Raw genomic sequence first — 19,147 nt, 5'->3', positions numbered from 1 at the left:
CTGTCGTGTGGGTCGCGACTGGATCACCCGGCGACTGGCCGCCCACGGTGCTTGGCTCTACCCTGTGCCGATGCGCACCGTCCCCCACCTGCTGCTCAACACCGAAGCCATCGAACTGCTGCCGGCCGCGCGGCTGCGCGCCCGCAGCAACGCCGACGCGCGTCAGCTCGCCCAGGCGACCTGGCTGCTGCGGCGCAAGCACGACGGGCGCTACCTGGCGAGCGCGAACGCACACGGGCTGCACGCACTGGTGCCGCGGCTGATGCACGAACCCGGCATCGAGGCCGCGCTGGATCGGCTCGACGCCCTTCCCGCACGCGGCACACCACGCGATGCCGGGGCCTGGTTGCCGCTGCACGCGTTGCAGGCGCAACTCGACCAGTTGGGCCTGGCCGCCGACGCCTACGCGCAGCGCACCGGCCTGCCGCTGCAGCCGGAACCGGCCACCCTGCACGCGGCAGGCGCCGACCGCTACCGCCGCCCGCTGTGGCTGAGCGCAGGCGCCGCACGCGCCTGGCATGCGCTGCGCCATGCCGCCGCGCGCGATGGCGTGGTGCTGGAGGCGATCTCGGGCTATCGCAGCCACGCGTATCAACTCGGCATCTTCGCGCGCAAGTTCGCCCGCGGGCAGACCCTGGAACAGATCCTCGCGGTCAATGCCGCGCCGGGCTTCAGCGAGCACCACAGCGGGCACGCCCTGGACATCGGCACGCTGGGCGAGCCGCCGGCCGAGGAAAGCTTCGAGCGCACGCCGGCCTTCGCCTGGCTGCGCGCGCACGCCGGCGCCTTCGGCTACCGCATGAGCTATCCACGCGACAACCCGCATGGCATCGTCTACGAACCCTGGCACTGGTGCTGGCAGGAGGCCGCTCGCACATGATCCGCTCCCACACGCGCCGGTCGCGCGCCGGCACCGCCACTTGGCAGGCACTGACCCTCCTGGCCCTGGCCCTGCCCACCTGCGCCGCCGCGCAATGGCATGACCCGCAGGGGCGCGCGCTGCCCGACAGCGCCGAGCGCGGCCACGACAAGGCCTTCGCCGCTGCGCTGCAGATCGCCGACGACGCCGACTTCGCCACCTTCGCGCAGGAGTGGGGGCAGACCGATGCCGCGCATGCGCCCAACCTGCGCACGATCGCGCGCGTACGCCGCGGGCAATTGGTGCGGGTGGCGTTGCTGTATTCCGGCTGCGCGCCCAGCCCCAACAACGGCGGCGCCTGCGATGCGCAGATGAGCCTGCGCATGCTCGGCCCCGATGGCGGCACGACGCTGCAGGATCCGATGCGCCCCCTAGGCATGGGCGGCCCACCGGCCGCCACCGGCCTGCTGGAACTGGCGCCGCTGTCGGTACAACTGCGCTTCGAGGACAGCGACCCGCTCGGCACCTACACCGTGCAGGTCACGGTCAACGACCCCAGCCAGGACGCGTGGGTGCGGTTGCAGACGCAGGTGGAGCTGGTCGGCGACCGCTGAGCGCGGCGCGTGGCACACCCCAGCGCGGGCGATCGCCCACGCAGGCCACGCATCGCGCGGTAAAGTTTTGGCATCGCAAGCCGTTGTCGAGGGATCGCCCGACGCAAACGGAAGCTGCATTCGTGCCCGAGAATCCCTACGCCGCGCCGCATGCGCAGAGCGCACAGATCGCGGCGTTCCTGGCCGAAGCGCCCGATACCATCCTGCGCAAGATCGCCGCCGGCTGGATCGTCGCCAGCTTGATGGCCTTGATCAACCTTGCGCTGGGCGTACGCGCCTTCCTCGGCGACGATGTCTTCGAGGGCATCGCCTATGGCCTCGGCACGCTGCTGGTCGCCGGACTCGCCTATGGCACTTACCGCAAGAGCCGCATCGCCGCGTGCCTGCAACTGGCGGTCTACGTCCTCATCCGCGTCGGCTATCTGCTGGGGGGCAGCATCAATGGCCTGGGCATCGCCGTACTGATCGCGCTGGCCTATCTGAGCGCAGCGCGGGGCACCTTCCAATACCACCGCTGGCTGCAACAGGAACGACGCTTCCCATCGTCGCAACGGCCAAGGCTGAGCGACGACCCACTGTTCCGCACGCCCACAATCCCGCCATCCACCCCATCCACAAGCGCCGAACCGAGCAACGCGGCCACGACCGCCAGCGCGCCTGCAGCGCCGACACCCTGAGTCCCCCACCGCGGCGGCCGAATCGAGCCGAACTGCTCAAGTTGCGCAACTGCAAGTCTCAAGTACGTCGTTGCGCACTTACCCGCTGCGCCTGGCTTGCATCACCCGATGCCGAGGTGAATCCGGCTCAGCGCCGCAGCGCATCCACCGCCCACAGCAGCCAGCCCAGCATCAGCGTAGTGCCGCCGATCGGCGCCAGCCGGGTCGGCCACTGCGCCAGCGCGTTGCCGGCCAGGCTGCCGGAGAACAACAAGGTGCCGAGCAGCAACAGGCACAGCGCCAGGCGCCCGAGCAGGCGCTCGCTTCGGCGTCCCAGCGCCGCCAGCGCCACGCCGTGACCGAAGGCGTACAGCGCCGCGGTCTGCAGGTGCGATTGCGCCAGGGGCTCGGCCACGCCGTGCGAGGCATAGGCGGACAGGCCGATGGATGCGGCGGCCAGCAGCGCGCCGGCGCTGCACAGCCAGAACGGCCCGCGCGCACGGCGATCGAACGTCAACATAGGCTGTTTCTCCAGGAGCGCGGCAGCGTTTGCCGGCCCCATAAACAGAACGCGCCGCAAGATGCGGCGCGTTCCGGTTCACTCGTCCACCAGGGCAGGACTTACTTGATCGCCCAGTAGATGTCGTAGGTGCCTTCCGGCGAGAACGACTTGTCCACGCCGCCCTTCCAGGCTTCGTACGGACGGTCGGTCACGTCGTAGCCGCTGGTCGCGGCCCAGGCACGCAGCGCATTGCGCGCCGCATCCAGGCCGGCCATGTGGCCGGTGTAGCTGGCGAAGGCGGAACGGTGCGCTTCGGTACGCACGTAGGTCACCGGGGCGCCCTGCGGGATGGTCACCTTCAGCGGCTCGCCGGAGGCGGCAACCGGGGTGGCATCGACCGGCGCGGCGGCCGCGTCGTCCTTCTTGTCGTCCTTCTTCTCATCCTTCTTGGCGTCGTCCTTCGGCGCGCCACCGGCACGCTTGCGCACCGGCTGGGCGACGTCGAAGGCGTACTTGTCGGCGCCGAAGTCGGTGGTGACGATGCGCACCGGACCGGCCGCTTCCAGGCCGTTGGCGTCCATCACCCGCTTGATCCACTCCTGGTTGTCCTTGATGGACTTCTTGATGGAGTCGTTGTCGCGGTCGATGTTGCCGGCGTTGACCACCAGCAAATCCTCGGCCGGGACGTCGACGACCTTCAGGTCCTTCAGCGGGGTGTCGTCGGAGCGGTAGTCCACGTTCGGCACGGTGGCCAGCACGTTGCTCAGGCGCGACAGGCCCAGCTTGATGTCGTCGCCGACGTGGCGGCTGACGTACAGGCCGGCGTAGCGACCCAGCAGGTCCCAACCGTACTTGACGGTGTAGTCCTGGGTGATCTTCACGTTGCGGCCGTTCTTGCCGGTCGGCTCCAGCTTGAAGCTGGTGGTCTTGTCCTTGCCCTTGGTCTCGTCCTCGATGGCGATGACCACGTCCTTGTTCTTCTCGGTCGAGGTGATGGTCCAGCTACCCTTGCCGATGTAGCCCTCCTTGGAACTGTAGTCCAGGCGCGCGCCGACGCCGGAGTCCGGGCCGGAGAGCTTCAGCTCGATGCGCGGGTCGCGCAGCACCAGAGGGTTCCAGTCCTTGAACCGACGCAGGCTGTTGACCGTGTCATAGACGATGGTCATGCGCCGATTGGTCTCGACGCTTTCGGACATGTGACGCTCCGAGGGCAGCACCACGCCGACGATGACGAACAGGCCAGCCACGATCCCCAGGGCGATCAGGAACTCGATAATACGGGTCATTCAGGAGGTCTCCGGGGCCGATCCCACGGCCGGGTTGATGAAGCGAAGCGCCCATCCTAGCAGGCTTCGCTGTCCGTGGTCAGCACATCACGGAATGCCGCTTCGCCCCGCGCCACAACGGCCTCGGGCGGTGCCGGCAACGGCCATGCGCACGGCGCCTGGGGCGACCAGACCATTGTCCTGGCAGCGGCACCGGACAGGCCTGCACACCCGATCCGCGATCGCATCGAACCGAGCAACGGCGGCGCCATCGGGCGGATCGGCATGCCCGGAGCCTGCCCGACCCGGGCCAGACCACTTCCCGGCGGGAGACAAGCGTGCCAGCCCTTTGCCCGCATCCAGCGCCTGGCCTCCGGTCGCAACAAATCCGCCCGGCCTGCGCGAGACCGGCCTCGGCGGGCCATCCTCCTGTCCCGTTCAGGCCACCTGCGGCGCAGGGCCGGGCCGCCCAGGACTCGCCCGGCCGGGCCGGGCATCTTTCCCCTCAGACCAGTTGCAGCTCGAACGCCTTCAGCACCGCCCGGGTGCGGTCGCGCACCCCAAGCTTGGACAGGGCGAGCGGGCGCGGCCTTCGCGCCACTGGCGCGCGCACCCGCGAACGCCCGGCGCGCTGCGCCGGGCCGGGCATCCTGTCCCTCAAACCAATTGCAGCTCGAACGCCTTAAGCACCGCCCGGGTGCGGTCGCGCACGCCGAGCTTGGACAGGATGTTGGAGACGTGGTTCTTGATCGTGCCCTCGGCCACGCCCAGCGAATTGGCGATCTCCTTGTTGGAGAAGCCGCTGGCCATCAGCCGCAGGATCTCGGTCTCGCGGTCGGTCAGCGGGTCGGGCCGGTCCAGGCTGACGAAATCGTTGCGCATGTGCTCCAGGCCCGACAGCAGGCGCTGGGTCACCGCCGGCTGCACCAGCGAGCCGCCGGCGGCCACGGTGCGGATCGCGCCGACCAGTTGCTCCAGCGACACGTCCTTGAGCAGGTAGCCCTTGGCCCCGGCCTTGAGCCCGGCCAGCACCAGTTGGTCGTCGTCGAAGGTGGTCAGGATGATGGTCGGCGGCAGCGCGGCGGCGCGCGACAGCACCTGCAGCGCCTCCAGCCCGGACATCGACGGCATGCGCATGTCCATCAGCACCACGTCGGGCACCACCTGCGGGATCAGCTCCACCGCCTGGCGGCCGTCGCTGGCCTCGGCCACCACCTCGATGCCGCCGTCCAGCGCCAGCAGCGAGCGGATGCCCTGCCGCACCAGGGTTTGATCGTCGACCAGACACACACGGATCATCACAACACTCCTTGGGAAACGGCGGGCGGCAGCAGGGTGGCGGCGCCGGGAACGGCGGCGCGCAGGCGGAAGCCGGCACCGGGCGCGGCGGCCACGTCCAGGCTGCCGCCGTACTGGCTCAGGCGCTCACGCATGCCGCGCAGGCCGTTGCCGGGGGCCAGGGTCTCGCAACCGCGGCCGTCGTCGCGCGCCTGGATCACCACCTGTGGGCCGTCGCGGCGCACCTCGATCCACAGATTGTCGGCCTGGGCGTGGCGCACCGCATTGGTGATGATCTCCTGGGTGCAGCGCAGCAACACGTGCGCGCGCTCGGGATCCTCCACGGTCAGCGGCTCCTCTACCTGCAGATGGATCTGCAGCGACGGCACCCGCTCGGCCAGCGGCCGCAGCGCCGCCGCCAGGTCGATCGCGCCGCTGTCGCGCAACTGGCTCACCGCCTCGCGCACGTCGGTCAGCAGCAGCTTGGCCAGGGTATGCGCCTGCTGCACATGCTCCTGCGCACGGCCCTCGGTGATGTGGCCGGCCACTTCCAGGTTCAGGCTGAGCGCGGTCAGGTGGTGGCCGAGCAGGTCGTGCAGTTCGCGCGAGATCCGCGTGCGCTCGTTGACCCGGGCGCTCTCGGCCAGCAGCGCGCGGGTGGCGCGCAGCTCGGCGTTGAGCTGGCGCTGCTCCTCGCGCGCCTGGGTCTGCTGCCGCGCGACCAGGCTGGTGACGAAGATGAACATGGAGAAGCCGCCATACAGCAGCGACTGCATCAGCGCCTCGAACGGCGGGAAGCCGATGGTCAGGTACACCGGCAGCACCGCCAGCTGGCTCAGCAGCAGCCAGGCCACGCCGGCGCGCACCGGCAGCAGCCAGGGGATCACCCCCGCCGCCACCATCATCAGGATGCTGCCCAGCCCGGAGCGGTGCAGATAGCCGACCGCCAGCGCGCAGATGGTCAGCAGCACCAGCATGCCGCGGTCGTACCAGCGCACGCCGTCGCCGCTGTGCAGCCGCCGGGTCAGCAGGAAATAGACCACGCCGAAGCCCAGGTAGCTGGTCAGCAGCAGCCACACCTCGCCGCTGGGCATCCGTCCCGATTCCTCGACCGGCTCCCAGTACAGGTACAGCAACGGCATGCAGATCACCGCCCAGGTGAACAGGCCGGCATAGCGCAGGACGCGGGTATGGCTGAGATATCCCAACATGCAGCCATCTTAGGATGAACGGCGCGCATTGCACTCCCACGGAAGTCATGCCGGCGCGGCTCGCCGCCCCGGGTCGCGCGTGCGATAATCCGCCCCTGCGGTCCGCACGGGGCCGCGCGCGCATCAGCAATGGAGTCTCAATGTCGATCGTCATCCGCGACGTGCGCGAGCACGAGCTCGATTCGGTCCTGGCCCTGAACAACAACGCCGGACTGGCGATCCTGCCGCTGGATTCGGCCAAGCTGCACCGCTTCTACGACACCGCAGAGTACTTTCGCGTCGCCGAGCGCGACGGCAACCTGGCCGGCTTCCTGGTCGGCTTCGGCAGCGACAGCGACCACGACAGCAGCAACTTCGCCTGGTTCCGCGAGCGCTACCCGCAGTTTTTCTATATCGACCGCATCGTGGTGGCCAGCCGCCGCCGCGGCGGCGGCGTCGGCCGGGCGTTCTACGCCGACGTGCAGAGCTACGCCGAGTTGCGCTACCCGCAACTGGCGTGCGAGGTTTTTCTGGATCACGGCGCCGATGCGGCGCTGCTGTTCCATGGCAGCTTCGGCTTCCGCGAAGTGGGCCAGAACACGATGAACGAAGTGGAGGTGCGTGCGAGCATGCTGTTGAAGGACCTGTGCAGTTACGCCTGGGTGCGCGAAACCTACGGCGACACCCTGCCCGACCTGCCCTGGGCCGGCCACGCCCATCGTCTGCAGCGGGCGCAGCGCCCGACCGGGACCTGAGCGTGTCGTCGGTGAATCTGGACTTCGAGCAGGCCGGCGAACTGAAGATCGGCCAGGTCGGCATCGCCAACCTGCGCGTGCGCACGCTGGACGTGGCGCGGCTGAGCCAGGAGATGCGCGAGCGCGTGCAGCGCGCGCCCAAGCTGTTCGGCCGTGCCGCGGTGATCATCGATTTCGGCGGCCTGGCGCAGACCCCGGACGTGGCCACCGCGCAGGCGCTGCTGGACGGGCTGCGCGACGCCGGCGTGCTGCCGGTGGCGCTGGCCTACGGCACCCGCGAGATCGAGGAACTGTCGGTGGCGCTGGGCCTGCCGCTGCTGGCCAAGTTCCGCGCGCAGTACGAGCGCTTCGATGGCGGCGCGCCCGCCGCCGCGCCGGCGCCGGTCTCGCCGCCGCCCCCGCCTCCGCCGCCGCTCGCTCCGGCGGCGCGGCCGCAACCCGGGCGCATGCAGAAGAACGCGGTGCGCTCCGGGCAGCAGCTGTACGCGGAGAACTGCGATCTGACCGTGATGGCCACCGTCGGCGCCGGCGCCGAGGTGATCTCCGACGGCAGCATCCACATCTACGGCACGCTGCGCGGCCGTGCGCTGGCCGGCGCCCAGGGCAACACCGAGGCGCGGATCTTCTGCCGCGATTTCCACGCCGAACTGGTCGCCATTGCCGGCCACTACAAGGTGCTGGACGATATTCCCAAGGAACTGCGTGGCAAGGCCGTCCAGGTCTGGCTGGAGCAGGACCAGATCATGATCGCCGCGCAAGACTGACGCGGCCCAACCTCGAACGTATCAGGAGATAGTCCTTTGGCTGAAATTATCGTTGTCACCTCCGGCAAGGGCGGCGTCGGCAAGACCACCACCAGCGCGAGCCTGGCCTGCGGGCTGGCGCGACGCGGCAAGAAGGTCGCCGTGATCGACTTCGACGTGGGCCTGCGCAACCTCGACCTGATCATGGGCTGCGAGCGCCGCGTGGTGTACGACTTCGTCAACGTGGTGCACAACGAAGCCACGCTGAAGCAGGCGCTGATCAAGGACAAGCGCTTCGACAACCTGTTCGTGCTGGCCGCCTCGCAGACCCGCGACAAGGACGCGCTGACCCAGGAAGGCGTGGAGAAGGTGCTCAAGGACCTGGCCGCCGACGGCTTCGACTACATCGTCTGCGATTCGCCGGCCGGCATCGAGAAGGGCGCGTTCCTGGCGATGTACTTCGCCGACCGCGCGGTGGTGGTGGTCAATCCGGAAGTGTCCTCGGTGCGCGACTCCGACCGCATCCTCGGCCTGCTCGACTCCAAGACCCACAAGGCCGAGAGCGGCAAGAGCCTGCCCGCGTTCCTGCTGCTGACCCGCTACAGCCCGGCGCGCGTGGAAACCGGCGAGATGCTCAGCATCACCGACGTGGAGGAGGTGCTCGGCCTGAAGGCGATCGGCGTGATCCCCGAATCCGGCGACGTGCTCAACGCCTCCAACAAGGGCGAGCCGGTGATCCTGGACGCCGAATCCCCGGCCGGTCAGGCCTACGAGGACGCCGTGGCGCGCATCCTCGGCGAGGAACGTCCGATGCGTTTCATCTCCGTGGAGAAGAAGGGCTTCTTCACCAAGTTGTTCGGAGGGTGAGCATGGGACTATTCGATTTCCTCAAGACCAAGAAGAACACCGCCGAGACCGCGAAGAACCGCCTGCAGATCATCATCGCGCAGGAACGCAGCCAGCGCGGCGGCCCGGACTACCTGCCGCTGCTGCAGCGCGAACTGCTGGAAGTGATCAAGAAGTACGTCAACATCGACGCCGACGCGGTCAAGGTGGACCTGGTCAAGGACGGCGAGCACGACGTGCTCGACATCTCCGTCGCCCTGCCGGAAGGGCCGACGCCCTGAGCCCGCGCGTCGGCCGTGGCGGACGCCGCGGCTGACGCGTCGATCCGGGCAGGCGCACCGACGCACCCGCCTGCCGTGATCGGGCGCGCCCGCCGCGCCTTTTCCATCCCGACGCCCTCCACACGATGCAGACCGACGCCGCCCTCCCCGCTGCCGCCGCCCAGGTGCTCACCGTGGGCGCGATCGGCCTGGACGCGCCACGCGCGTTGCTGGCCGGCTATGGCCTGACCCTGCACCGCGTCGCCGACGGCGCCGCCATTCCCGGCAGCTACTGGGGCGAGCCGGAAGCCGGGGTGATCGCCAGCGACGTCTACGTGCGCGACGACACGCCGGTGCATTCGCTGCTGCACGAAGCCTGCCACCTGATCGTGCTGCCGCCGCAGCGGCGCGCGCAGGTGCATACCGACGCCACCGACTCGGTGGAAGAGGAAGACGCCACCTGCTACCTGCAGATCGTGCTGGCCGACGCCCTGCCCGGCGTGGGCCGCGCGCGGCTGATGGCGGACATGGACGCCTGGGGCTACACCTACCGGCTCGGCTCCACCCGCGCCTGGTTCGAGCAGGACGCCGACGACGCGCGCGCCTGGCTGGCGCAACGCGGGCTGCTGCCGGACTAGCCGGTCACACCGAGACGGGCGATGGCGGCGACGCGCCGGGGCGCTTCAGCGCGCTGCTCAGGTCCAGGGTGGCGCGGGTGCCGCTGCCGGCCAGCGAATCCAGGTGCAGCGCCCAGCCCAGGTGCTCGCACAGCCGCGCGATCAGGTCCAGGCCGATGCCGCTGCCCTCGCGGCTGCCGCCGCCGCGCGCCATGCGCATGTAGATCGCGCTGATCTCTTCCGGACTCATGCCGTGGCCGGGATCGTCGATGCAGACCACGCCCGGCGCCGGCATGGTGATCTCGATCCGGCCCTTGTCGCTGTTCTCGATGGCGTTGCGCAGCAGGTTGCCGATGGCCACCTGCAGGATCGCCAACGGCGTCTCCACCTCGCACGCCGGCATCGGCGCCAGCGCCAGTTCCAGGCGCTTGTCCGCGCACAGGTGGCGGTGGTCCTCGACGATCTCCGGCAGCAACTGGTCCAGCCGCACCAGGTCGCTGCCGCGCGCCATCCGCGCCGGATCCTTGGCCAGCACCAGCAGCAGCGAGATGAGTTGGCCGACGCCGCTGGCGGTACGGCGGATGCGCAGCAACTGGTTGCGCACGCTGGGCGGCACGTCGTGCTGCTCCAGCGCCAGCTCGGCGGCGCCGCCGATCACCGCCACTGGCGTGCGCAGTTCATGGCTGGTGCTGTCGATGAAGGCGCGCTCGCGCTCCACGAACAGGTCGTTGCGCGCCAGGTAGTCGTTCAGCGCCTCGGCGATCACCACCTGTTCGGCACTGGCGCGCGGATGCACTTCGATGCGCTGCCCGGGCCGGTCCGGGCGCAGGCTGCCGATGCGCTGGGCCATGTCGATCAGCGGCTGCACCACCCGGCCCATGCCCCAGGCCACCAGCGCGCCGAGCAGCAGCACCGCCACCGCGTTGGACACCAGCATCCACAGCGCCAGGTTGTCCTCGTGGTCGTGCAGTTCGGTGATGTCCAGCGCCAGCGCCAGGCGGCGGCCGCGCACGTCCTGCACCAGCACCACCTTCTCGCTGCCTTCCAGTTGCACCTCGTCGTGCAGGCCGGGACCCAGCGCCGCCACCGCCGGCGGCAGCGGCGCGCCGCCCTCGTCGCCGTACAGGCTCACGGTGCGGGTGTCGATCCAGCGATAGTCCGGGTCGGCCGCGCTGCGCGCCAGGAAGTGATCCAGCTCGGAGGTCAGCAGCGAGCGCCAGGTGAGCTGCTCGGCCTGGTCGTTGACGATGTAGCCATGCACGAACACCGCCAGCGACAGCAGCGCCGCGTAGCCCACCAGCCACAGGGTCAGCCGTTGCCGCAGGCCGGCCCTAGTCGGCATGCTCGCCCTCGTGGGGACCGACCACCGCCAGGCGGTAGCCGATGCGCGGCAGGGTGTGGATCAGCTTGGCCGCGAACGGACCATCGACGCTGCGGCGCAGGTCGTAGATGTGCGAACGCAGCATGTCCCCGTCCGGCGGCTCGTCGCCCCACAGCGCCTGCTCCAGGCGGTCGCGGGTGACCGCGGCCGGGCTGGCCTGCATCAGCACCTCCAGCAGCTTGCGGCAGGCCGGGTACAGATGCAGGGTGCGCCCGCCACGGGTCACTTCCAGCGTGGACAGGTCCAGTTGCAGGTCGCCCACGCGCAGAAGCTTGCTGCGGCCGCGGCCGCTGGCGCGCACCAGCAGCGCCTCCAGCCGCACTTCCAGTTCCGGCAGCGCGAACGGCTTGGTCAGGTAGTCGTCGGCACCGGCGCGGAAACCGGCGATCTTGTCCGGCAGCTCGTCGCGCGCGGTCAGCATGATCACCGGCACGTCGGCATGGTGTTCCTCGCGCAGCGCGCGCAGCACCTGCTGGCCGTCCAGGCGCGGCAGCATCCAGTCCAGGATAAGCGCGTCGTAACGCTGCGTGGTGGCCAGGTGCAGCCCGGTGACACCGTCCGGCGCCGCATCCAGGGTGTGGCCGCGCACCTCGAAGTAGTCGAACAGGTTGGCGACCAGGTTCCGGTTGTCTTCTATGACCAGCAGCCGCATGGGCGCGCTCGAATTCGGGGGACGGACCTGCCCATGCTAGCGGAAGCGTGTCGGAACGAAGTCAGAACGGCCGCGCGCCCTTGATCGAATCTCGACAAAACCTGGAAGGAATCCCAACACGACATCCTCAGGCTGGCATTCGCGCCGGCCACGGACGCTTGTGGCCCGGCGCTTGCATCACCACGGCCGTGCGCAACCTTCGCTGAAGCCCTGGCCGTCTCACCGGCAGTTCCGACAGCTATCCGACACCCGCAACCCGACCATGCCCCCACTTTCCCGCCGTCCCTGGCCGCCTTCGTCGACCATGATCAGTACGCCCCTGCGATTGTCCGCTGCGGCGGCGCCCGACCTCGGCGCACGTCGGTACTTCTATCTCTCCCACCTCTGGGTACCGCTGGCGCTGGTGCTGCTGGTCAGCACCGCGCTGATGGGCCTGGGCGGGGATTTCTGGATCGCCGACCTGCTGTACCGCTGGGAAGGCGGGCAGTGGGCGCTGAAGGATGCGGCGCTGACCCGTAGCCTGATCCACCACGACGGCAAGATGCTCAGCGCCGCAGCGTGGGCGGTGACCGCCGCGCTGGCGGTCTGGGCGTGGCGCCGTCCCGATGGCCGGCGCTACCGGCTGCCGCTGCTGTACCTGTTGCTGGCGGTGGGGCTGAGCACCGGCGTGGTGTCGCTGCTGAAGTCGGTGACCCACATGGACTGCCCCTGGGACCTGACCCGCTATGGCGGCGAGCGGATCTTCGTGGGCCTGTTCGAGACCCGCCCGGCCGGCATGCCGCGCGGGGTATGCTTCCCCGCCGGTCATTCCAGTGCCGGCTATGCCTGGGTGGGGCTGTACTTCGTCGCGTTGGCGCTCAAGCCGGCCTGGCGTTGGCCAGCGCTGGCGATCGGCCTCGGGGGAGGCCTGCTGTTCGGTCTCGGCCAACAGCTGCGCGGCGCGCATTTCATGTCGCACGACCTGTGGACGCTGGCCCTGTGCTGGGGCGTGGCACTGGGCCTGTACCGGGCGATGCTGTGGCCGCGCGCGACCCCGCCGCAGGCCGACAGGCGCCTCTCCACCACCAACGATGCCGCCGCATGAGCCGATCCGTCGCACCGCCCTCGCCGTCCACCGCATCCCGTGCCCGTTGGTGGGCCTGGCGTCCGCAGTTGAGCAACGAGATGTTGGCGCTGGCGGCCAGCGCGTTCTTCGCCCTGGCCTGCAACGGCATGTTCTGGCGCAGCGCGATGAGCGGCCACGGCGGCGACGTCAAGCTGGCGCTGTCGCTGTTCCTGCTGCTGCTGGCGGTGCACGGCCTGCTGCTCGGCCTGCTGCTGTGGCGCGGCATCGCCAAGCCGGTGCTGACGGTGCTGCTGATCACCACCGCGTTCGCCGCGCACTACATGAACAGCTACAGCGTCTACCTGGACGCGGACATGCTGCGCAACGTGCTGGCCACCGACCACAAGGAATCGCGCGAGCTGATGACCCCGGCGCTGATCGCGCCGCTGCTGTTCTACGCAGTGCTGCCGATCCTGGTGCTGTGGCGGGTGCGGCTGATCCGGCGTTCGCCGCTGAAGGCGCTGGCGATCCGCGCCGGCTTCCTGGTCGGCATGCTGGCGCTGGGCGGCATCGGCGCGATGCTCTCGTTCCAGGATCTGTCGGCGATGATGCGCAACCATCGCGAGATCCGCTACCTGGCCACGCCGATCAACTACCTGGTCGCGCTGCGGCAGAACTTCAAGTCCGACAGCCCCACGCGCAAGGCGCCCAAGCTGCCGCTGGAGCACGACGCCAAGGCCACCGCGCGCGCACCAGGCAGCAAGCCGCGGTTGCTGGTGGTAGTGCTGGGCGAGACCGCCCGCGCGCAGAACTGGGGCCTCAACGGCTATGCGCGGCAGACCACGCCGGAGCTGGCCAAGCGCGACGTGATCAACTTCCCCGACATGCACTCCTGCGGCACCAGCACCGAGGTGTCGGTGCCGTGCATGTTCTCGCCGTTCGGCCGCCACGACTACAACGAGAGCAACATCCGCAAGCACCAGTCGCTGCTACACGTGCTCGAGCACGCCGGCATCAGCACGCTGTGGCGCGACAACCAGTCCGGCTGCAAGGGCGTGTGCGACGGCCTGCAGATCCAGCACCTGGACGACGCCAAGGATCCGCAGCTGTGCAAGGACGGGCGCTGCATGGACGAGATCCTGCTGCAGGACTTGGCCGCGCAGGTGCGCGCCAAGCCCGGCGACCGCGTGGTGGTGCTGCACCAGCTCGGCAGCCACGGCCCCAGCTACTTCGAGCGCTACCCGGCCGCGTTCCGCCGCTTCACTCCCACCTGCGACACCGCCGACCTGGGCAACTGCAGCCGCGAGCTGATCACCAACGCCTACGACAACTCGCTGCTGTACACCGACCATCTGCTGGCGCGCACCATCGACGCGCTGCAGGCCATGCCCGACTACGACACGGCGATGCTCTACCTCTCCGACCACGGCGAATCGCTGGGCGAGAAGGGCCTGTACCTGCACGGCGTGCCCTATGCGATCGCGCCGCAGGAGCAGACCCACGTGCCGATGGTAATGTGGTTCTCGCCGGGCTTCGCCAGCGCCCGCGGCCTGGACCTGGCCTGCCTGCAGGCGCGATCGCGCAAGTACGCCGACCAGGACAACCTGTTCCCGTCGGTGCTGGGCCTGATGCAGGTCAGGACCGGCGTCTACGACCGCTCGCGCGACCTGTTCGCGCAGTGCAGCAAGCCGCAGTGACCGCCCGTCCACGCGCCGCCACGGCGTGACCGGACACCGCGGCGCGGGCAGCGGCGCGCCGCCCGAACTTGCGGCGGTGCGGGCGGGCCACTAGCCTTCCGGGCAATCGCCCTGCAAGGATTCGCCGTGACCCTCCGCTCTCCGCTGCTCGCGCTGTGCCTCGGCGCGAGCCTGCTGACGCTGTCCGCCTGCCGCAAGGAACCCGCGGCCGAGACCGCCGCCCCCGCCGCGGCCCAGCCCCAGGGCGAGAGCGCCGACCAGTTCGTCGCCCGCATCAACGAGGAATACCGCGCGCTGCTGCCCGAACTGACCGCGGCGCAATGGCTGTCGGCGACCTACATCAACGGCGACAGCGAGCGGCTGGCGGCCAAGGCCAACGCGCGTTGGCTGACCACCCTCAACGGCTGGATCGCCCAGGCGCGGCGCTACGACGGCAAGCCGATGTCGGCCGACAGCGCGCGCGCGCTGCGCCTGCTGCAGCAGATGACCGCGATGCCGGCGCCGCGCGATCCGGCGCGGCTGGGCGAACTGGCCGCGCTGGCGACCAAGATGGAAGGCGCCTACGGCGCCGCCTCCTACTGCACCGGCGAGGGCGACGCGCGGCGTTGCCGGCAGTTGGGCGAACTGGAGGATGTGCTGCGCCGCAGCCGCGACTACGACCAGCAACTGGATGCGTGGCAGGGCTGGCACGCCGCCGTGCAACCGATGCGCAAGGACTACCAACGCTTCGTCGAACTGGTCAACGAAGGTGCGCGCGACATGGGCTACGCCGACACCGGCGCACTGTGGCGCAGCGGCTACGACATGCCACCCGCGCAGCTCACCGCCGAGACCGACCGGCTGTGGACCCAGGTCAAGCCGCTGTACGAACAGTTGCACTGCTACGCGCGCGGCAAGCTCGACGCCGAGTACGGCAAGGACAAGGGCGAACTCGCCGGCGGCCTGCTGCCGGCGCACCTGCTCGGCAACATGTGGCAGCAGGACTGGAGCAACCTGTGGGACCTGCTGCAGCCCTATCCCGGCGCCGGCAGCCTGGACATCACCGACGCGCTGGAGCGGCAGTACCAGGGCAACCTGAGCGCGGCGCTGGCGCGACGCAACGGCGACACCTCGCCGGAAGCGCGGTTCATGGCGCAGCGCGAGGCGCAGTTGCTCAGCGCGCGGCAGATGACCGAGCGCGCGCAGGACTTCTACACCTCGCTGGCCATGCCCAAGCTGCCGGACACGTACTGGACGCGCAGCCAGTTCATCAAGCCGCTGGACCGCGACGTGGTCTGCCACGCCAGCGCCTGGGACATGGACATGGCCGGCGACGTGCGCACCAAGATGTGCGTCAAGCCGAACGAAGAGGACTTCACCACCATCTACCACGAACTCGGCCACGTCTATTACGACCTGGCCTACAACCCGCTGCCGCCGCTGTTCCAGGGCGGCGCCAACGACGGCTTCCACGAAGCCATCGGCGACACCGTGGTGCTGGCGATGACCCCGCAGTACCTGCATTCGATCGGCCTGGTCGACGCACCGCAGGTCGGCCGCGAGGCGCTGATCAACGCGCAGATGCGCATGGCGTTGAGCAAGGTCGCGTTCCTGCCGTTCGGGCTGATGATCGACCGCTGGCGCTGGGGCGTGTTCGACGGCTCGATCGCTCCGGACCGCTACAACCAGGCCTGGTGGGAGTTGAAGGCCAAGTACCAGGGCGTGGCACCGGCGACGGCGCGCGGCGAGGACTTCTTCGACCCCGGCGCCAAGTACCACGTGCCGGCCAACACGCCGTACACGCGTTACTTCCTCTCGCACATCCTGCAGTTCCAGTTCTACAAGAGCCTGTGCGATGCCGCCGGCTACAAGGGCCCGCTGTACGAGTGCACCTTCTACGGCAACAAGGAAGCCGGTCAGAAGTTCTGGTCGATGTTGCAGCGCGGCGCCAGCCAGCCCTGGCAGGCCACGCTCAAGGAACTGACCGGCAGCGAGCGCATCGACGCCGGCCCGCTGCTGGAGTACTTCGCGCCGATGCAGGAGTGGCTCAAGCAACAGAACCAGGGGCGGATGTGCGGGTGGGAGGCATCTGCGGCAGCGCAACCCACTGCAGTGCCTGCGCAGAAGCAAGGCTGAGGCTGCGCGGCGGGCGCAAAGCCGAAGCGCAATCGTCAGGACGACGGTACAGGTAAGCGCGCAGACGAGATGCGCGCCGTGCGGATCAGCCAGGCTGGAAAAGAAGCCGCGACATGCCTGAAGTGCTCATCGCGTCCGTGCAGACACCTGCTGCGCCTCGCTGTCGGCCTGCTGCAGCGCGAGCGCCGCCCCGCCCTTGGCGGGTGACGCGATCGCCTCTTCAGGTTGCGATGGCACCGCAGAGAGATCGACCTTCACCCGGAACCCCGGCGTATCCCCTTCGATCCAGGCATTGCCGCCGTCGACCATGACGTGCTTGATCTGCTCGGGCCGCGTCATGCCGTCGCGCTGTGCCTGTACCGCGGCATGCCTCAGCGTCGCATCCGGCGTAGCGGGCGGGAATCGTTCCTTGATGGCACGAAACAGCGGATCTTCCTCCCGCACTGCCGCCCCCTGCTCCGGCACCTTCAGCGGCACATGCCAGCCCTGTGGTTCGTGGGCGTCCTTCTTCGGCAGATGCAGCCGCTGCATGTGTTCCGACCATTCCGGCGCGTCGATGCCCTGCCGGCCTTCGCCCGGCGGCAATGGCCCGCGCAGTTCGTCGACGGCGTCACCGGCCAGCCCACGCACGCCGCGCGCCAGGAGCGTGGTACCGATCCGCATGGATTCGACATCCTCGCGGTACCTGCCGATCATCGGCGCGTTCTGCGCGGCGCGCCGATGCGCCGCCGGATCTTCCAGCACGGAGCGGTCGGGCCGCCCGTTGCCGTCCACCGGCAGGAAGTTGTGCATGCGGTGCGACTCGACGATCAACCCCCGGACCGCGCTGAACGGATTACGCGCCTCCCAGCCTCCCTTGCCGTTGTCGTAGCCGGCGCGCTGCAGCGTGGCGACTTCCTCGGGCGTGGCGTAGATGCGGACCTGGCCGTAGTGCCGGCTGGCGGCGCTGACAGGGTCGCCAGCCATCACATGGTTGATGACGTCGGTGCCGCCTTCGGGGATCCGGCGGTCCAGGCTGACCGCGCCGTAGGCGTTGAAGGTTTCGCCCTTGAGGCCGAAGTGGTGCGCCGTGACCTGCGCTAGATCTCCGCCCAGGGAATGGCCGGTGACAACGACAGGCGGAATCCTTCCATGCTCGCCTATCTTCTCGGCATATTGCACGGCTTCGCGCGTGAACTCGATGGCGTCTTTCACCTGCCTGTTGTGCCGCGTAGCGACCATGCCGCCATCGGCCGCAAGACCATCTTGCAACGGCTGACGATCGAATTCGGTCCCGCGATGCGCGACAACCAACTCGCCGGTATTCACTCGCTGGTAAAGGATGCCTTGATAGCCGGAAGGTCGATCCACGTATGCAAGACGCCGGTAGAACTCTCCACCGATTTCAATGGTGGCGCTCTTCGGCCCAAACTCATTCGGCTTCGAATAAACGTCGTATGCGAGGGTTGCGTACTGTTGACTGGTCAACGTCATGGGGCCACCCGCTCTGCTTTGAGCGTGACCTTGAACAGGTTTTTGCGAGCCTTTTCGTCGAAATCTTCCGCATTGTGCTGACCGACATCCTGGAAATCATCCATATCCTCTTTGGGATAGCGGCCCTTCCAGAAGTAGGTGACCTTTGACCGGGACTCGATGATCTCTGGCCTCTCAAGACTGGGAGAGAAATTCGTCTCCTGCTGCTTGCCTGTTGCCTTCAATCCGATGACTATGCCGTTGATCCTCCAATGGCAGATACCCTTACCGTAGTAGTCAGCATCCACCATCCCATCGGTATAGATCGTAGTGACATAGGTGTTGGCATCGACCTTCGCAAAAGCCGCAGGGATATGGTCGTCCTTGCGTTTTGTCCACACGCCTTCAAGCGACTCTCCTGGCGTGCATTGTTCGTAGTTGCTCATCTGATAGACAGCGGCAGCATCCACGAATCCAAACTGTCCCGGCGCATCCTCAATCGTCATCGTGATCCGATACGCCTGCGTCGGATGCGGATTCTTGCGATACACCGGGTCGCCATGGGCATCGGCACGTGGATTGGCGGCGTTCTCCGAGGCGGTCTTCATCGGGTTGCATCCTGTCAACAGCAACAGTAGGGACAAAGCACAGGGGATCTTGGCTTTCACGGAAAGGGTCTCAGGCCACGATGGTGCGCCGCGCAGCATGCTCGGCGGCAGCGAGAGCGTCGGTGAGCCGGCGACAGCCATGGCGCACATGCAGGCGCTGCATCAGCAGCAAGGCGATCAACATCAGCAAAGACAGGCCCAGCTCCGGCACCCGGATGAACAGTGGCAGGGAACCAGGCAGCGCGACGGCCGCCAGCGCGGACAACCACATCAGCAAGGTCATCCCGGCTACCTGCAGGATGGCATGGCACAACTGCCTGGACTGCACCGTGCGCTTGCCACCGGCGCGCAGACGCCACCAGGCGCGCGACGCGCGCACGACCAACAGCCCCAGCATGCCCACCATGCCCAGTTGCAGCAGAGCACCCAACACCGCCAGCGCCTGGGCCATCAGCAGCGCCGTGCCGCCCGCATGACGGTAGGCCAGCGCCGCCATCCCGGCGGTGAGCAGCAGTGCGAGCAGCGCCGTGGTCAGCAGCGCACACGTGCGCCGCACGCATAGCTGCCACTCCTTCGACCACAGCACGTGGGACATGTCACGGCTCCTGCATC

Annotated in this window: 20 protein-coding genes; 11 read left to right on the top strand and 9 right to left on the bottom strand. The window is 68.7% G+C overall.

The window, feature by feature from the left end; genetic code table 11:
- The first annotated feature begins 70 nt into the window (after nucleotides 1-70).
- The 3 genes from PG878_RS05470 (at nucleotide 71) to PG878_RS05460 (ending at nucleotide 2,150) form a co-directional block, all read left to right on the top strand.
- Nucleotides 71-880: a M15 family metallopeptidase gene (locus tag PG878_RS05470; protein ID WP_209029469.1), complete on the top strand. Its 810-nt coding sequence runs from the start codon at nucleotides 71-73 to the stop codon at nucleotides 878-880.
- Entirely contained in the window at nucleotides 877-1,473 is a 597-nt protein-coding gene (locus PG878_RS05465; RefSeq protein WP_209029468.1) for a hypothetical protein, read from the top strand. Before PG878_RS05470 ends, PG878_RS05465 begins: the two co-directional genes overlap by 4 nt.
- Before the next feature lie 122 nt (nucleotides 1,474-1,595).
- Nucleotides 1,596-2,150 carry a hypothetical protein gene (locus PG878_RS05460; RefSeq protein WP_311186024.1) on the top strand — a complete coding sequence of 185 codons (555 nt, stop codon included), beginning with the start codon at nucleotides 1,596-1,598 and terminating at the stop codon, nucleotides 2,148-2,150.
- Between the two features lie 127 nt (nucleotides 2,151-2,277).
- Here PG878_RS05460 and PG878_RS05455 read toward each other — a convergent pair whose 3' ends face one another.
- From PG878_RS05455 to PG878_RS05435, 4 genes are all read right to left on the bottom strand, one after another.
- On the bottom strand, nucleotides 2,278-2,649 hold the full coding sequence (locus PG878_RS05455; protein ID WP_209029466.1) for a DUF423 domain-containing protein: 372 nt from the start codon (nucleotides 2,647-2,649) through the stop codon (nucleotides 2,278-2,280).
- 101 nt (nucleotides 2,650-2,750) lie between these two features.
- A complete protein-coding gene (locus PG878_RS05450; protein ID WP_209029465.1) occupies nucleotides 2,751-3,917 on the bottom strand; it encodes a polyketide cyclase in 1,167 nt (388 codons plus the stop codon).
- Between the two features lie 636 nt (nucleotides 3,918-4,553).
- Nucleotides 4,554-5,195 carry a response regulator gene (locus tag PG878_RS05440; RefSeq protein ID WP_209029463.1) on the bottom strand — a complete coding sequence of 214 codons (642 nt, stop codon included), beginning with the start codon at nucleotides 5,193-5,195 and terminating at the stop codon, nucleotides 4,554-4,556.
- Nucleotides 5,195-6,385: a sensor histidine kinase gene (locus PG878_RS05435; protein WP_041500026.1), complete on the bottom strand. Its 1,191-nt coding sequence runs from the start codon at nucleotides 6,383-6,385 to the stop codon at nucleotides 5,195-5,197. The genes PG878_RS05440 and PG878_RS05435 overlap by 1 nt, the downstream gene beginning before the upstream one ends.
- A 140-nt stretch (nucleotides 6,386-6,525) precedes the next feature.
- On the opposite strand from PG878_RS05435, the gene PG878_RS05430 reads away from it, so the two are divergent.
- The 5 genes from PG878_RS05430 (at nucleotide 6,526) to PG878_RS05410 (ending at nucleotide 9,606) form a co-directional block, all read left to right on the top strand.
- Nucleotides 6,526-7,119, top strand: a complete 594-nt coding sequence (locus tag PG878_RS05430; protein WP_209029462.1) for a GNAT family N-acetyltransferase — start codon at nucleotides 6,526-6,528, stop codon at nucleotides 7,117-7,119.
- 2 nt (nucleotides 7,120-7,121) lie between these two features.
- Complete coding sequence (gene minC / locus PG878_RS05425; protein WP_209029461.1) at nucleotides 7,122-7,883, top strand: septum site-determining protein MinC; 762 nt, start codon at nucleotides 7,122-7,124, stop codon at nucleotides 7,881-7,883.
- A 36-nt stretch (nucleotides 7,884-7,919) separates the two neighbouring features.
- Nucleotides 7,920-8,729: a septum site-determining protein MinD gene (minD, locus tag PG878_RS05420; RefSeq protein WP_209029460.1), complete on the top strand. Its 810-nt coding sequence runs from the start codon at nucleotides 7,920-7,922 to the stop codon at nucleotides 8,727-8,729.
- Nucleotides 8,730-8,731: 2 nt separating this feature from the next.
- Complete coding sequence (gene minE, locus PG878_RS05415; protein ID WP_017910131.1) at nucleotides 8,732-8,989, top strand: cell division topological specificity factor MinE; 258 nt, start codon at nucleotides 8,732-8,734, stop codon at nucleotides 8,987-8,989.
- 125 nt (nucleotides 8,990-9,114) lie between these two features.
- A complete protein-coding gene (locus PG878_RS05410) occupies nucleotides 9,115-9,606 on the top strand; it encodes a hypothetical protein (protein ID WP_209029459.1) in 492 nt (163 codons plus the stop codon).
- A gap of 4 nt (nucleotides 9,607-9,610) precedes the next feature.
- Here PG878_RS05410 and PG878_RS05405 read toward each other — a convergent pair whose 3' ends face one another.
- Together PG878_RS05405 and PG878_RS05400 are read right to left on the bottom strand one after the other, a co-directional pair.
- Nucleotides 9,611-10,927 (bottom strand): sensor histidine kinase, encoded by a 1,317-nt coding sequence (locus tag PG878_RS05405; protein ID WP_209029458.1) that lies wholly within the window; start codon nucleotides 10,925-10,927, stop codon nucleotides 9,611-9,613.
- Nucleotides 10,917-11,618, bottom strand: a complete 702-nt coding sequence (locus PG878_RS05400; RefSeq protein WP_010340248.1) for a response regulator transcription factor — start codon at nucleotides 11,616-11,618, stop codon at nucleotides 10,917-10,919. The genes PG878_RS05405 and PG878_RS05400 overlap by 11 nt, the downstream gene beginning before the upstream one ends.
- Before the next feature lie 304 nt (nucleotides 11,619-11,922).
- On the opposite strand from PG878_RS05400, the gene PG878_RS05395 reads away from it, so the two are divergent.
- From PG878_RS05395 to PG878_RS05385, 3 genes are all read left to right on the top strand, one after another.
- Entirely contained in the window at nucleotides 11,923-12,702 is a 780-nt protein-coding gene (locus PG878_RS05395; protein WP_209029457.1) for a phosphatase PAP2 family protein, read from the top strand.
- On the top strand, nucleotides 12,699-14,360 hold the full coding sequence (locus PG878_RS05390; RefSeq protein ID WP_209029456.1) for a phosphoethanolamine transferase: 1,662 nt from the start codon (nucleotides 12,699-12,701) through the stop codon (nucleotides 14,358-14,360). Before PG878_RS05395 ends, PG878_RS05390 begins: the two co-directional genes overlap by 4 nt.
- Before the next feature lie 126 nt (nucleotides 14,361-14,486).
- Entirely contained in the window at nucleotides 14,487-16,475 is a 1,989-nt protein-coding gene (locus PG878_RS05385) for a M2 family metallopeptidase (RefSeq protein WP_209029455.1), read from the top strand.
- A gap of 126 nt (nucleotides 16,476-16,601) precedes the next feature.
- On the opposite strand, the gene PG878_RS05380 is transcribed toward PG878_RS05385, so the two are convergent.
- From PG878_RS05380 to PG878_RS05370, 3 genes are all read right to left on the bottom strand, one after another.
- Nucleotides 16,602-17,948, bottom strand: coding sequence for a Tle-like phospholipase domain-containing protein (locus tag PG878_RS05380; protein WP_209029454.1), 1,347 nt, complete (start codon nucleotides 17,946-17,948; stop codon nucleotides 16,602-16,604).
- Nucleotides 17,945-18,535 (bottom strand): hypothetical protein, encoded by a 591-nt coding sequence (locus PG878_RS05375; RefSeq protein ID WP_209029839.1) that lies wholly within the window; start codon nucleotides 18,533-18,535, stop codon nucleotides 17,945-17,947. The genes PG878_RS05380 and PG878_RS05375 overlap by 4 nt, the downstream gene beginning before the upstream one ends.
- A 70-nt stretch (nucleotides 18,536-18,605) precedes the next feature.
- Nucleotides 18,606-19,130: a hypothetical protein gene (locus tag PG878_RS05370; RefSeq protein WP_209029453.1), complete on the bottom strand. Its 525-nt coding sequence runs from the start codon at nucleotides 19,128-19,130 to the stop codon at nucleotides 18,606-18,608.
- Nucleotides 19,131-19,147: the final 17 nt, after the last annotated feature.

Origin of the sequence: Xanthomonas hawaiiensis (genome assembly GCF_031834635.1) — a bacterium.
Classification (GTDB): Bacteria; Pseudomonadota; Gammaproteobacteria; order Xanthomonadales; family Xanthomonadaceae; genus Xanthomonas_A; species Xanthomonas_A sacchari.
Note: the sequence above shows the minus strand (reverse complement) of the source record. Positions and strands in the feature narration are given on the sequence as shown.